This is a genomic window from Archangium minus, from assembly GCF_044360475.1.
GTDB classification, from domain to species: Bacteria; Myxococcota; Myxococcia; order Myxococcales; family Myxococcaceae; genus Archangium; species Archangium minus.
Map to the genome: position 1 here is coordinate 743126 of NZ_CP043494.1, position 14162 is coordinate 757287.

At 68.5% G+C, this 14162-nt stretch carries 11 protein-coding genes; 5 read left to right on the forward strand and 6 right to left on the reverse strand.

Going from position 1 to position 14162, the window contains the following annotated elements:
• Nucleotides 1–155 precede the first annotated feature (155 nt).
• Complete coding sequence (locus F0U60_RS03140) at nucleotides 156–1229, reverse strand: hypothetical protein (RefSeq protein WP_395813780.1); 1074 nt, start codon at nucleotides 1227–1229, stop codon at nucleotides 156–158.
• A 196-nt stretch (nucleotides 1230–1425) separates the two neighbouring features.
• On the opposite strand from F0U60_RS03140, the gene F0U60_RS03145 reads away from it, so the two are divergent.
• Complete coding sequence (locus F0U60_RS03145) at nucleotides 1426–2781, forward strand: sigma-54-dependent transcriptional regulator (RefSeq protein ID WP_395813782.1); 1356 nt, start codon at nucleotides 1426–1428, stop codon at nucleotides 2779–2781.
• Nucleotides 2782–2844: 63 nt separating this feature from the next.
• On the opposite strand, the gene F0U60_RS03150 is transcribed toward F0U60_RS03145, so the two are convergent.
• Genes F0U60_RS03150 through F0U60_RS03160 form a run of 3 tightly spaced genes read right to left on the reverse strand, consistent with a single transcriptional unit; the run spans nucleotide 2845 to nucleotide 6463 of the window.
• On the reverse strand, nucleotides 2845–4770 hold the full coding sequence (locus tag F0U60_RS03150) for a response regulator (protein WP_395813784.1): 1926 nt from the start codon (nucleotides 4768–4770) through the stop codon (nucleotides 2845–2847).
• Nucleotides 4767–5216 (reverse strand): response regulator, encoded by a 450-nt coding sequence (locus F0U60_RS03155; RefSeq protein WP_395813786.1) that lies wholly within the window; start codon nucleotides 5214–5216, stop codon nucleotides 4767–4769. The genes F0U60_RS03150 and F0U60_RS03155 overlap by 4 nt, the downstream gene beginning before the upstream one ends.
• Before the next feature lie 11 nt (nucleotides 5217–5227).
• Entirely contained in the window at nucleotides 5228–6463 is a 1236-nt protein-coding gene (locus tag F0U60_RS03160) for an ATP-binding protein (protein ID WP_395813788.1), read from the reverse strand.
• Nucleotides 6464–6821: 358 nt separating this feature from the next.
• Between F0U60_RS03160 and F0U60_RS03165 the strand changes: the two genes are divergently transcribed.
• Together F0U60_RS03165 and F0U60_RS03170 are read left to right on the forward strand one after the other, a co-directional pair.
• Nucleotides 6822–7214: an SET domain-containing protein gene (locus F0U60_RS03165; RefSeq protein ID WP_395813790.1), complete on the forward strand. Its 393-nt coding sequence runs from the start codon at nucleotides 6822–6824 to the stop codon at nucleotides 7212–7214.
• A gap of 53 nt (nucleotides 7215–7267) precedes the next feature.
• On the forward strand, nucleotides 7268–10219 hold the full coding sequence (locus tag F0U60_RS03170; protein ID WP_395813792.1) for an SNF2-related protein: 2952 nt from the start codon (nucleotides 7268–7270) through the stop codon (nucleotides 10217–10219).
• On the opposite strand, the gene F0U60_RS03175 is transcribed toward F0U60_RS03170, so the two are convergent.
• The gene (locus tag F0U60_RS03175) at nucleotides 10185–10877 is read right to left on the reverse strand and encodes a TetR family transcriptional regulator (RefSeq protein WP_395813794.1); all 693 of its coding nucleotides are present in this window, start codon (nucleotides 10875–10877) and stop codon (nucleotides 10185–10187) included. The two genes, F0U60_RS03170 and F0U60_RS03175, sit on opposite strands and share 35 nt — an antisense overlap.
• Nucleotides 10878–11004: 127 nt before the next feature.
• Between F0U60_RS03175 and F0U60_RS03180 the strand changes: the two genes are divergently transcribed.
• The gene (locus F0U60_RS03180; RefSeq protein WP_395813796.1) at nucleotides 11005–12015 is read left to right on the forward strand and encodes a phosphatase PAP2 family protein; all 1011 of its coding nucleotides are present in this window, start codon (nucleotides 11005–11007) and stop codon (nucleotides 12013–12015) included.
• 33 nt (nucleotides 12016–12048) lie between these two features.
• Nucleotides 12049–12732, forward strand: coding sequence for a 2-hydroxychromene-2-carboxylate isomerase (locus F0U60_RS03185; RefSeq protein WP_395813798.1), 684 nt, complete (start codon nucleotides 12049–12051; stop codon nucleotides 12730–12732).
• 109 nt (nucleotides 12733–12841) lie between these two features.
• Here F0U60_RS03185 and F0U60_RS03190 read toward each other — a convergent pair whose 3' ends face one another.
• Nucleotides 12842–14083 carry a phosphatidylserine/phosphatidylglycerophosphate/cardiolipin synthase family protein gene (locus F0U60_RS03190; protein WP_395813800.1) on the reverse strand — a complete coding sequence of 414 codons (1242 nt, stop codon included), beginning with the start codon at nucleotides 14081–14083 and terminating at the stop codon, nucleotides 12842–12844.
• Between the last annotated feature and the right edge of the window lie 79 nt (nucleotides 14084–14162).

Genomic DNA, 14162 nt, shown 5'->3' on the forward strand with positions numbered 1-14162 from the left:
CAGGGCCCGGCCGGGCAGGGGGCATCCGGGCTCCCGGTCACACGCCCGGCGCACCCTCCTCTCACCCCAAGACGAAGAGGCCGGCCCCACGAGGTGCGGGACCGGCCTCCAGTCGCGTCCCGAGCAGGACGCCTTTCAATGTGGGGAGCGGAGGGCTAGCGCACGCGGATGCCGGCGGAGAAGTCGTCGCGCAGGCCGTCGTTGATGGCGTAGCCGGTCAGCTTGCAGATGGAGCCCGAGGCCGGCGCCGTCCAGAGGAAATAGCTGTAGCAGTAGCCGCCGTAGCTGCAGCTGTCGTAGCGCTTCTCCAGGGTGCCGCAGCTGGCCTCGAGCCCCGTCTCGAAGACGCCGTACGTGGTGTCGAAGTTCACGTTGATGTTGAGCTCGTACTGCTGGCCCGCGTTCACGGGAGCGAAGTTGGCCACGCCGCCGTAGCCGTAGGTATCGCGGTACAAGGACTGGTACGCGATGTCCGGACCGGACAGGTAGAGGCTCGTCACGAGGGGACGGGGCACGTACTCGCCGTTGACCTGGGCGCCGCCCTCGCCGCCGCCGCCCGGGGCCGAGTAGACCAGCACGGCGACGGACTCATGGACGTTCTGGGCGCGCGAGCTCACATTCACCTGGAGCGTGCACGAGGCCGCGGCGCCGCTCGACCAGGTGGTGGTGGCGGCGGTCGGGCTGCCGAAGGTGCTGGACGCGCAGTCGCTCGACCACGTGTACGACAGCGCGTCACCGTCCAGGTCCACCGCGTCCACGGTGACGGTGATGGCCTCATTGACCACCAGGTCCGCCTTGGTCGCCGACACCGAGCGGATGATGGGCGCGATGTCCTGTTGCCCCTGCTTGGGCGTCTGGTCATGGATGCGCAGGGTGACAGTCGTCGTGGTGTTGGGCGTCACCGTCACCGTTCCGGAGCCGGACGCCACCACGCCCTGGCTGGGGTCCGTGCCGTAGCCCTGGGCCGTGAGGGTGTGGGTGCCCGCGGGCAACACCAGCCTGCCGGTGAACAAGCCCGTGCTCGGGTCGTAGCTGAGCGTCTTGGTGACGTTGGCCGGCTGCGAGGTGATGACCAGCGAGGCAATCTGGCTGGCGGACAGGCCGCGCACCGACACGCTCGTCATCCCCTCCCCGGACGGCTGGGCCGCGGGGCCAGCGTCCTGGCCGCACCCCGCCAGCGCGAGGGCTCCCATCAACGTACCTACGACAAAACCCGTCTTCTTCAACATGCGACTTCCCCCTCGAAAGACGACGGATGGTTCCGTCATCGATGGAAAATTATTTTATTGTAAATACCTGACATTCCGGAACAGACGCAGAGAAGGGGATTTCGTTACTCGTAGTGAGGGTGCGCGTCACACGGCGTACACGCGTGGCGGTGATCGGTGCCACGGCGGAAAGGTCACCGGACGAGCGAGGTGAGGCATGGCGCAGGTGCTGGTGGTGGACGACGAGGTGAAGCTGGGGAAGCTGGTGGCGGAGGCGCTGGAGCTGGACGGGCACGAGGTGGCGCGGGTGACGGGGGGGCGCGCGGCGCTGGTGGAGCTGGCGCGGCGCGGCTTCGACGTGGTGCTGACGGACCTGCGGATGCCGGAGGTGGATGGGCTGGAGGTGTTGAAGGCGGCGCAGGCGCTGCCCACCCCGCCGTCGGTGGTGATGATGACGGCGTACGGCAGCGCGGAGAACGCGGTGGCGGCGATGAAGGCGGGTGCGGCGGACTACCTCACCAAGCCCTTCGCGATGGACGAGGTGCGGCTGCGGGTTCGTCGGCTGGCGGAGCAGCGCGCGGCGGAGACGAAGAGCGAGCGGCTGATGCGGCAGCTCACGCCCTCGCTGGTGGCGGAGAGCCCGCGGATGAAGCAGGCGCTGGCGTCGGCGAGGCAGGTGGCGGCGAGCGACGCGAGCGTGGTGTTGCTGGGGGAGAGCGGGACGGGGAAGAGCCAGCTGGCGAGGCTCATCCACTATTCGAGCAAGCGCGTGGCGGGGCCGCTGGTGGAGGTGCACTGCGCGGCGCTGCCGGAGACGCTGCTGGAGGGCGAGCTGTTCGGCCACGAGAAGGGCGCCTTCACGGGGGCGACGGAGCGCAAGGCGGGGCACCTGGCGGCGGCGGACGGGGGGACGCTGTTCCTGGACGAGATTGGCGAGGTGACGCCGGCCACGCAGGTGAAGCTGTTGCGCTTTCTGCAGGAGCGCGAGTTTGTGCCACTCGGCAGCACGCAGGCGCGCAAGGTGGACGTGCGCGTCATCGCGGCGACGAATCGAGACCTGGTGGGGGCGGTGAGGGAGGGGCGGTTCCGGGAGGACTTCTACTACCGGCTGAACGTCTTCAGCATCGAGGTGCCACCGCTGCGCGAGCGCAAGGAGGACCTGGTGCCGCTGGCGCACGCCTTCCTGTCGAGGCGGGGGCTGCCGGCGTCGAAGCTGTCGAAGGAGGCGGAGGCGCGGCTGACGTCGCACACGTGGCCGGGCAACGTGCGCGAGCTGGAGAACGCGCTGGAGCGCTCGCTCATCCTGTCAGGGGAAGGGGACATCCTGGCGGAGCACCTGGGGGCGGGGGGCCCGTCGTTGTCGAGAGGAGGAGGCAAGGCGGTGCGGGCGGCGGACGTGCTGGGGGAGGGCTTCAACCTGGACGCCTTCGAGCGAGAGTTGCTGTACGCGGCGTTGGAGCGAGCGGGGGGCAACAAGACGGCGGCGGCGAAGCTGTTGGGAATCACCAGACGGCGCCTCTACTCAAGGTTGCAGAGCCTGGGCGAGAAGGTGACGGACACCGAGAGCGATTGAGTTCCGCATGCCCCCTCTCCCTCTGGGAGAGGGCGGGGGGTGAGGGTATAGAGGTTCCCGCGCTCAGGTCCCGACCAACCGCCGTACCAACTCGCGCAGCTCGTCAGAGGAGAACGGCTTGTCGACGCGGTGGTTCTTCACCTGATTCAGGAACGCGCGGGCCACGGGGGTAAAGGCACCGCCCGTCAAAAACACCATCCGCTCGGCGACGGCGGGAGCGCCACTGGCGAGTGCCTGATGCAACTCCACGCCGCTCATCTCCGGCATCATCACGTCACACAGCACGACGTCGAAGTGCTCGCCGGCCAGAAGACGCGCGTGAGCCTCGCGTGCACTCGTCAGCGTAACGACCTCGTGCTCGCGCTGGAGCGTGCGGCGAATGGCGACACCAATCATGGGCTCGTCATCCACGACCAGGATGCGACCGCGCCTCGACGCCACGTTCTTCTCCGACGCCTTCGCCGGCTCAGCGGGCCGCGCAGCGGCAGCCGCGTTCAGCACAACCCGGAAGGTGCTCCCGTGCCCGACGCGGCTCTCCACGCTCATCTGCCCGCCGAAGCCGGTCACGATGCCGTGGCAGATGGACAGGCCGAGCCCCGTGCCCACGCCGACGGGCTTGGTGGTGAAGAACGGCTCGAACACGCGCTCCTGGAGGTCCTCGGGGATGCCGACGCCCGTGTCGCGCACCTCGATGATGACGCTCGAGTCCTCGTTGCGCGTGACGACCTGGATTTCGTTGCGCTCCACGTCCCCCTCGGGGATGGCGTGGGCGGCGTTGACGAGCAGGTTGAGGAACACCTGCCCGAGCCGGCCCTCGTGGGCCCGGGCCAGGATGGGCTCGTCGTAGTTGCGCACCAGCCGCGCGCGGTGCTTGAGCTCGTTCATGGCCATGCAGATGGACGTCTCGAGCACGCGGTGCACGTCCACGGGCTCGGGCTGCGAGTCCTCGTCCACGCGCGAGAAGAGCTTCAACTGCTTGACGATGTCGCTCACCCGGGACGCGCCGAGCCGGGCATCGGAGAGCAGCTCGCGCACCTCGCCTCGCGCGCCCTCGGGCAGCTCCAGGCGCGAGAGCACGTTCGTCTCCAGGTAGTCCAGGTTGGAGATGGTATAGGCGAGCGGGTTGTTGATCTCGTGCGCCACGCCCGCGGAGAGCACGCCGAGCGAGGCCATGCGGTCCGCGTGCAGCAGGCGCGCCTGCATCTGCCTGCGCTCGGTCAGGTCGCGCACGCTCCAGAGCAGGCACGGCTGACCATCGAACACCAGGGGCACCTGGGTGATCTCCACGAGCACATGGCCGCCCGTCCTGCGCATCATGCGGATTTCCCGAGGGGCGACGGGCGTACCCTGTTTCAGCGCCTGGGTGATGTCGTCGCGGAGCAGGGTCCACGCCTCCGCCTGGAGGAACTCCTCCGCCAGAGTCGAGAGCGAGTGCCCGATGAGCTCGTCCACCGACGCGCAGCCGAGCAGGGTGGCGAGCGCGCGATTGGCGTAGACGAGCTGCGACCCCTGCTGCACGCCAATGCCGTCGGGCAGGTGCTCGATGAGCTCGCGGAAGCTCTCCTGGGAGCGGCGCAGGGCCTCCAGCGTGCGGGCGTGCTGGCGCGCGTAGCGGATGGAGCGGCCCAGGAGCGTGGGGGTGAGCTGGGACTTCTCGAGGAAGTCGGCGGCCCCGGCCTGCTGCGCCTGGTGATCGATGGTGGCATCCTCCTGCCCGGTCAGCAGGATGAAGGGGCCGCTCCAGCCCTGCTGCCGGGCCTGTTGGAGCAGCTCGAGTCCCGTCATCGCGCCGAGCCGGTAGTCCAACAGGCACACGTCATGACGGCCCGAGGCCAGCGCCGCCAGGGCCTCTTCACAGGTCGACACCCACTCCAGCTTCACCCGGCCGGGCCCGAGGGCGCGCAGGCAGTCACGGGTCAGTACGAAATCATCCTCATCGTCCTCGACGAGGAGTACCTGAATGGGTGGGGTGTCGGCCTCGAGCCTCATGTGCGGGGCGGCAATTCGACGATCTGGAACCAGTGTTTGTCGAGCACCTTCACGACATCGACGAGCCCGTCGAAGGTGACCGGCTTGGTGATGAAGCAGTTGGCGCCCAGGTTATAGCTTCGGAGGATGTCCTCTTCGGCTTTCGAGGTGGTCAGTACCACGATGGGGATGAGCTTGAGCGAAGGATCAGACTTGATTTCCTTCAGCGCCTCGCGCCCGTCCTTGCGGGGCATGTTCAGGTCCAGGAGGATCAACCCGGGGCGAGGGGAGTCCTTCGGGTCGGCGAAGCGGCCACGACGGTGCAGGTAGTCGAGCAGCTCCTCTCCGTCCTCGACGAATCGGAGCTCGTTGACGAGCCGGCTCTCCTGCATCGCCGTTCGGGCGAAATCCCGGTCATCCGGATCATCATCTGCCATCAAGATGGTGACGGGCTTCTTGGGCTCCATGACTTCTCCTACTACCTGCGCGTGGGTTGCTTGAGGGGAAGCGTGACGTTGAAGCGGGTGCCCTCTCCAGGCGTGCTCAGCGCTCCGATGCTTCCGTTGTGCCGCTCGACAATCTTGCGGCAGATGGCGAGGCCGATCCCCGTGCCCTCGTACTGGCCGCGCCCGTGCAGGCGCTGGAACACGTTGAAGATGCGGTCGACGTACTTCTGCTCAAAGCCGATGCCGTTGTCCTGCACCACCAGCTCGCACCGCTGGGTCTGCGCGTCCACCGTGCAGGAGAGGGAGATGACGGGCGTCACGCCCTCCCGGCGGAACTTGAGGGCATTGCCCACCAGGTTCTGCAGCAGCTGGCGCATCTGCAGGGCATCGGCCTCGAGCGTGGGCAGCTCCCCGAGCGAGACTTGAGCGCCGGTCTGTTCGATGCGCGTCTCCAGATCGCCGAGCACCTCGCGCGCGACGACGGTGAGGTTCAGCTGGGCGAAGGGCTGGGCGTTGGATGACACCCGGGAGAAGCTGAGCAGGTCGTCGATCAACCGGCGCATGCGCCCCGCGGCGTTCTGCATCCGCTCGATGTAGTCGCGACCCTCGGGGCTCAGCGCGGCGGAGGCCGTGGTCTTCAGGCGCTCGCCGAAGGTCTGGATCTTCCGCAGGGGCTCCTGCAGGTCGTGCGAGGCGACGTACGCGAAGCTCTCCAGCTCGCGGTTGGACTGCTCCAGGCGGAGCTGGGTTCGCTTGAGCTCGGTGATGTCGGTGAGGATGACCGTGAAGCCGATGACCTGCTGGCCCGTCTTGATGGGGGCCACCCGGGCCGCGAACCACTCGGCGCCGGTGTCGATCAAGGGTCGGGCCTCGTAGCCGCCGATCTCTCCCGTGGAGATCACCTTCTGGATGACGCCGCGGGCCACCTCGACCGTGTCCGGGTGGATCCACTGGTAGAGGCTGGTGCCCAACACCTCCGAGAGGCCCTGGCCTGGCACGGTGAAGTTGACGTAGCGCAGCCGCGCTTCGAGATCACACGTGAACATGATGTTGGGCGACAGCTCGACCAGCGCCCGGATGCCAAACGCCTCATCCGCGTTCATGTGGCTCGTGGCCAGATGGGCGGACAGATGGTTGAGCTCGGCAGCCAGCGGGGCGAGCGGTCCGCTCCCTACACGGCACTGGGCGTGAGGATCCCTGGCCACCAGCTTCGCCACCATCTGGCGCAACTCCGCGACGGTCGTCTCCGGGGCGGATGCAGCGCACATGGCTTCGCCCCCCGGACTCACGTCCGCTTCGATTCCCCGGCTCTTTTCCAAGTGAAGCTGACCCCTCTGGTGAGCGATCCCCGGAGCAGTGGGTCCCCTCCGAGGACAGCCCTGAAGAAGTATCATGATGCTCAAAGATGTAAAGTAGCCACCACATTGGCGAAAGAACCCTTGCCAGGGGTGTGCGAGTGGTTCTCACGGGCCCCGCGAAGCGTTGGATGGTGGCACCCCCTCGCCCTGCTGAAGTGTTCCCTGTGGAGCGTTCCAGCGGCAGCGCTGGCCGAGGTCAAACGCGGTCCCCTACCTGCCGTCCAGGCGTGTATAGAGGGGGCGCTATGCATGCCCTGGGAGGGGCCTGATGCTTCGCGTGAAGACATACATCTCGAATTCGAGCATCCACGGCATTGGTCTGTTCGCGGGCGAGGCCATTCCGAAGGGAGCGGTCATCTGGGCCTTCGATGCGCCGATTGATCAGCGTTTCACGCCGGACGACGTGGCCAGGATGACACCGAAGATGAAGGAGTTCCTGTCACGCTACGCCTACTGCGAGCGAGGGACGCTCGTGCTGTGCGGCGATCACGCCCGGTTCATGAACCACTCGCCCACGCCGAGCTGTGGCAACGACCCGACGCGGCAGTTCACGCTGGCGCTGCGCGACATCGCGCCGGGTGACGAGCTCACCGACGACTACGCCACCATGGAAGACAGCTGGGAGCCGTTCGCCGGCATCATCGAGCCCGAGCGGATGTAGCCGGAGGAGCGCTCGAATTCGCCTTTCACCTCCCGCGTTGAATGACCTCTCCCATGTCCTCGACTGCTCAACTGCTCGAAGCTGTTCGGAAGGAAGCCCGCCCTGGCATCTGGTCCACCGGGGTGAATCTCTCTCGTGCGGGCGCTGTGGCGCTCCAGTCGCGGACCCCGACCGAGCTGGAGCTGAGGGTGCGGGCGCCCGGGCGCTCGGTAGCCCTCACGGTCACCCTCTATCCAAACGATGAGGTTTGGGAGTGTGACTGCGACGGCAGGATGGACCCATGCGAGCACGTGGTGGCCGCGGCCATCACCGTCCAGCAGGCGGAGAAGCAGGACACCCCGCTGGAGGCCGCCGCCAACAAGTGGTCCCGCGTGGTGTATCGGTTCTCGCGGGTGGATGGAGGGTTGGAGCTGCACCGGGTGCTCGTGCACGCCGACGGGAAGGAGGAGCCCATCGAGGGGAGCCTCTCCGGTCTGCTCGCGAAGCCGGCGCTGGCCTCGACGCTTCAGGTTGAGCAGTCGGACCTCCTCGCGGATCGCCTCCTGGAGCGCCGCACGCGGGGGGCGATTTCCCCCGAGAAGCTGGACGCGCTGCTCCAGGTGCTCCAGCAGGCGCGCAACGTGCTGCTCGATGGGCGGCCCGTCGCCGTCGCGGATGAGGTCGTCCCTCCGAGGGCCCTCATCGAGGACAAGGGCGGGCAGCTCGTCGTGACGGTGACGAAGGATCCCCGTGTCGTCGAGGTCGTGAGCCCGGGGGTTGCGCTGTGCGGGGACTCGGTGGCGCGGCTGGGCGAGACCTCGATGACGGGCGCCTGGCTCCAGAACCTGCCGATCGTCCGCACGTACTCGGCGGAGCAGCTGGGGGAGATCTCCTCGAAGGTGCTGCCGGAGCTGGGCCGCCGCATGCCGGTGGAGGTCCGCAGCCGGCGTCTGCCGACGCTCGATCGCGAGCTGAAGCCGCGCATCCTGCTGGAGCTCAACCAGTTGGAGTCGGGGCTGTCCGTCCTGCCCACGCTCGTCTATGGCGCGCCGCCGTCGGTGCGGATCGACAACGGGCGGATGGTGTACCTGCGCGGCTCCGTCCCCCTGCGTGACGAGGCGGCCGAGCAGCGCCTCATCCATCAGCTTCGCGACGAGCTGAACCTGGTACCCGGCCGGCGTCTGACCGTGCAGGGGCAGGAGATGGTGCGCTGGGCGGACAAGCTGCGGCGCTGGCGGGGAGACCTCTCCGGAGACGCGGCGAGCCTGGTGAGCCCGGACGTTCGGCTCCGGCCCCTGCTCCAGGTGGAGTCCATCGGCACCGGGCCGGGCGTTCCCGAGGTGCGCTTCACGCTCGAGTTCCAGGTGGAAGGGGACAAGGGCACGACGACGCGGACGGTGGACGCGGCGGCGGTCATCCGGGCGTGGACGGAGGGGTTGGGGTTGGTGCCGCTGGAGGGAGGCGGCTGGGCGCCGCTCCCGCGTGCCTGGTTGGACAAGAACGGACAGCGCGTCGCGGACCTCCTGGCCGCGCGTCAGGCGGATGGCCGCATCTCCAATCACGCGCTGCCGGAGCTGGGCGCGCTGTGTGAGACGCTCGAGCAGCCGCCGCCTCCGGGACTCGACCGGCTGGCGCCGCTCGTCGAGGGCTTCGAGAAGCTCACGGCCCCGACGTTGCCGGAGGACCTCTCCGCGACGCTGCGCCACTATCAGCAGCAGGGTGTGAGCTGGCTGAGCTTCCTGCGGAGCGCGGGGCTCGGCGGCATCCTCGCCGACGACATGGGCCTCGGAAAGACGCTCCAGACGCTGTGCGTGCTGGGTCCGCGCTCGCTCGTCGTCTGCCCTACCAGTGTGCTTCCGAACTGGGCCGCGGAGCTCAAGCGCTTCCGTCCGTCGCTCAAGGTGTGCGTGTACCACGGGCCGGGTCGCGCCCTGGATGAGTCCGCGGATGTGACGCTCACGACGTACGCCCTGCTCCGGCTGGACGCGGCTGTGCTCTCGGCGCGCACTTGGGAAGCCGTCGTGCTGGACGAGGCCCAGGCCATCAAGAATCCAGAGAGCCAGGTGGCGCGCTCGGCGTTCGGGCTCAAGGCGAACTTCCGTCTGGCATTGAGCGGTACGCCGCTGGAGAACCGGCTGGAGGAGCTCTGGAGCCTGATGCACTTCTCCAACCCGGGCCTGCTCGGAGGGCGGAGGCAGTTCGAGGAGAAGGTGGCCCGGCCCATCAGCGAGGGCAACGCCGAGGCGGCGGATCGCCTGCGCCGGCGCATCCGGCCCTTCGTCCTGCGGCGCCTCAAGCGGGACGTCGCGCCCGAGCTGCCGCCGCGCACCGAGTCCGTCATGCACGTGTCGTTGGATGAGCGCGAGCGCTCCGTCTACGACGCGGTGATGGCGGCGACGCGTGCCGAGGTGGTGGCCCTGCTGAACGAAGGCGGCAGCGTCCTGAAGGCGCTGGAGGCGCTGCTCCGGCTGCGCCAGGCGGCCTGTCACTCGGCGCTCGTTCCGGGCCAGCACGCGAGCTCGTCGTCGAAGGTGCAGACGCTCGTCGAGGCGCTTGGCACCGCGGTGTCGGATGGGCACAAGGCGCTGGTGTTCTCGCAGTGGACGTCGCTGCTCGACCTCATCGAGCCGCACCTGAAGTCGTCGGGAATCACCTTCGAGCGCCTGGACGGGTCGACGCCCAATCGCGGTGAAATCACCGCGCGGTTCCAGACGCCGGAGGGCCCACCGGTGCTGCTGATGTCGCTCAAGGCCGGCGGAACGGGTCTGAACCTCACCGCGGCGGACCACGTGTTCCTGATGGACCCGTGGTGGAACCCGGCGGTGGAGGCGCAGGCGGCGGACCGCGCGCACCGCATCGGTCAGGAGCGCCCGGTGATGGTGTACCGGCTGGTGTCGCAGGGGACGGTGGAGGAGCGCATCCTGGGACTCCAGGAGAAGAAGCGCGCGCTCTTCGAAGCGGCCCTGAGCGAAGCGGCGGCCGCGACAGCCATCACCCGCGACGACCTGCTCGAGCTGTTCTCCTGACGGTGCGCCGCGGGGGATCGCCGGGCAGGACGCCGGTGACGTAGTTCTGCAGGGCGGGGGCGTAGCAGCCGACGAGCAGCTCGGTGTCGGCGTTGGCGATGGGCTCGAGCCGCAGGACGAAGCGGGCCATCGCCAGACCGATGAGCTGGGTGCCGATGAGCGCCGCGCGCAGCTCCGGCTGGGGGAGCTTGAACCGGGCGGCGAGCCGGCTGAACACCTCGCGGGTGATGAACTCGCGCATCATCCGGACGGCGGCCTCGTGTCCCGCGGCCGAGCGCAGCAGCGCCACCATCGGATTGGCCGGGTCGGAAGACTTCTCCCAGGAGCGGAGCACGAGGCGCAGGATGCGCTCCCCGAGGCCGTCGACATCATCACCGAGCAGCTCAGGAATCTCCTCGGCGGAGACGATGGACAGCTCCATCGCCGCGGCGAAGAGCCGATCCTTCGAGCCGAAGTAGTGGAGGACGAGGGCGGGATCGACGCCGGCCTGGGCGGCGATGCCTCGGATCGTGGCGCTGTCGTACCCGCGCTCGGTGAAGTGGGTGCGTGCCGCGGCCAGGATGGCTTCGCGGTTGGGTGGGGAACCGGCGGGACGGCCTTTACGCCCTCGCTGGGCTTTCGGGGCCCCCCGGGCTCCCCCGTTGCTACGTGACATCATCGCTCCGCTCTCCCTCCACCTTTTTCAACGGCTGTTGACTTCGCGCCATGCCGCTCGTATCAAGCTGCGCCCCTGGATATCAACGGGCGTTGAATCAATCGCCCGGTGTGGCACGAGAGGTATCCGCGTGAGTGCTTCACGACGACGAAGGCTGTCCCGGCTCGCCGGGTATTTCGTGGCCCTGCTCCTGGTGTCGGCACCCCTGGCGCACGCACAAACCGCGACGGAGGACCCTCAGGAGGCCTCGACGACGCAGGCGCCTGACGATGAGGGCGGTGGTGGCCCTGGGGGCGTCCAGCTTCCCACCCTTCCGGAGTCACCGAGCAGCAGGCTGCGGCCTGGACTCTTCCTGGGCGACGAGTTCCGTTATGGGAACATGATGCTCCCCCTGCGGGTGCTCTCCGACATCGTGGCCATTCCGGCGGGAATGGCGCTCTGGGAGCCGCATGATTGGGGCGCCTTCTCCCTGGTGACGCTCGCGACGGGCGCGCTGATGTTCCCGCTGAACCACCCATTCGATGCGCGCATCCAGCGCTCCATCCAGCGGGCGCTCGGGCCGGACCACTTCAGGGTTTGGACGCCGGTGGGTGACGTGCTCGTCAACGGGGCGCTCTGGGCTCCGATGGTGGGCCTGCTCGTCTGGGGCCTGGCGAACAATGACATTCGCGCCGTGCAGCTGGTGTCGCTGACGGTCGAGGCCTTCGCGGTGACGCAGGCCTTTCATCTCACCTTCAAGCTGCTGCTGGGCCGCGAGGGGCCGAGGAATGGCCAGGGGCTCGGCCGCATCTTCGGGCCCTCCGAGTCCTTCAACCTCTTCCCGGCCGGAACGCCCTCGGGGCACACGGCCAGTCTCTACGCGATGATGGGCGTGGCGACGGCCTACCTGGACAACCTGCCGTTGACGCTGGCGCTGCACGCCTTTGGACTGCTCTTCGCGGCCACCATCGTCATGGATGACTACCACTTCCTCTCCGACGTCATCTGGGGAGGCGCCATGGGGTACGCCATTGGACAGTGGGTGGTGAAGCACCGGGCCGCGAAGGGTGGGGCCTCGGCGAAGAAGGGCGGACCCCTGTTCATGGTGATGCCGATGGTGACGCCGAAGGGTGGGGGCGTGTCGGCCGGCTTCCGCTTCTGAGTCCCGGGAGGGATAGGCGTAGAGTGGGGCGCCATGAACCGCGCTCCGCTCCGCTTTTTCTTCGACTACGTCTCGCCGTACTCGTATCTCGCGTGGACGCAGCTCCCGGGGTTGGCCGAGCGTCATGGCCGCCCGCTGGAGCTTGTGCCGGTCCTCTTCGCGGGCGTGCTCAACGCGCTCGGCACGACGGGGCCCGCGGAGGTGCGGCAGAAGCGCTTCTACATCTACAAGCACACCCGGCGGCTCGCCCACGATTTAGGAGTGCCCTTCGTCATGCCCGCGGCGCACCCCTTCAACCCGCTGCTCGCGCTCCGGGTGACGGCGGCGGTGGAGGACGGGGAGGCCCGGCAGCGGCTCGTCTCCGCGCTCTACGCGGCGGTGTGGGCCGGAGGCGGCGGCCTGCTGGAGCCGGAGCGGGTGGGGGCTGTCGTCGCCTCGGTGGGGCTCGATGCACAGGCGTTGCTCGCGGCCTCGCAGACGCCCGCGGTGAAGGACCAGATTCGCCGCAACACGCAGGAACTGCTCTCTCTGGACGGCTTTGGTGTGCCGACGGTGGTGGTCGACGGGGAGCTCTTCTTCGGCGTCGACTCCCTGGGCCACCTGGAGCGCTTCCTGCGCGGGGAGGATCCCCTGTCCCGCGAGGAGCTGGAGCGCCTGCGCACCCTGCCAGTCGCCGCGTCGCGGCTCCCTCTCCCTTCGGGAGAGGGCGGGGGGTGAGGGTACCCGAGTCTGTTCTTCAACCCATGGCCCCCGGTGTGGACAGGGAGTTCAACCCGGTTGCACCCGATACCCTCACCCTAGCCCTCTCCCGAAGGGAGAGGGGACATTACGGAGTGCCGCTGATGTTCGGGGCGGTGTAGGTGGCCTTCGGATCCACCTCGGTGGCGTAGGGGCTCGACCAGGTGTCCGCGAAGAAGCGCTCGAGCTGACGCGCGAACGCCTCGCCCTCCACGATGACGCCCACGTTGCGGCTGTGCGTGAAGTAGTCGCGCTCCCAGTTGCTCGTGCCGACCCACGCCTGCGCGCCATCCACCACCAGGTACTTCGCGTGCACCACGCGCGCGAACGGGACGAACCCGCCCGACCACTGCGGAATGGTGACCATCTTCACCGTCAGCCCCGGGGGCGCCTGCAACGCCTGAAGGCCCTCGATGGTGCCTTTGCGCTTGCCCCAGTCGGCCACCAGCAGTTCCACCGTCACGCCGCGCGCCGCGGCCCGCTTCAGCGCCTCCTCCAGCTCGGGGAAGGTGCTCCCGTCACGGCTCTTCGCCCTGTACGTGAGCACCTGCACGCGCACCGAGCGCTTCGCGCCGTCGATGAGCTTGACCATCTGGGGCAGGTCCCACGTGGCCGGGTCGGGCAGCCAGCCCTGTGGGCTCAGCGCGGGCCTCACGCGCACAGCACCCCCCTCGACACGCGCCGGGAAGGGACCGCCCACCGTCGTCGCGACCTGGGGCTTCTCTCCACCCGCCGCCAGCGCCCAGTCCAGCTCGAAGACATCCACCAGCGAGCGCACCACTTCGGGCACGCGAATGCGCAGCCCGAGCTCCTGGATGTGCTCCAGCGAGCGCCAGTCGAAGTTCTGGCTGCCCAGGAAGGCCTCGCGCCCGTCCACCACGAAGTACTTCGCGTGGAGCACGCCGCCCATGGACTTCGCCGTGTCCATCCGGCGCATCTCGATGCCCGGCCGCTTCGCCAGCCGCTCCAGCGTCTCCGGATACGTCTTGTAGAACTTCTCCTCGGCGAGCACGCGCACCTTCACGCCGCGGTCCGCCGCCGCCTCGAGCGCCTGCACCACGGGCTCCAGCCGGCTGCCCGGCTCGTTGCTCAGGTAGAACTGCGCGACGTCCACCGTCCGCGTGGCGCCGTTGATCATCTCCGGCCACACATCCTTGGCGTCTGGGATGTCCGCATGGTCCAGCGACGTCTCCACGGGGCTGCTCTCCACCAGGACCAGGTCGGGAGGCCCGGCCTCGGGAGCGGGGGCGCGCACTGCCGGAGCTGGCGAGGCGCACGCGAGGGACAGCACGAGGGGAAAGAGGAGGACGGTCTGTCGGAGGAGGGACATGGGGCGCACCGTATACAAAAACCAAGGGCCCCCCGCGATTGCTCGCGGAGGGCCCCGGGTTCACAACGTGTCTGCCTTT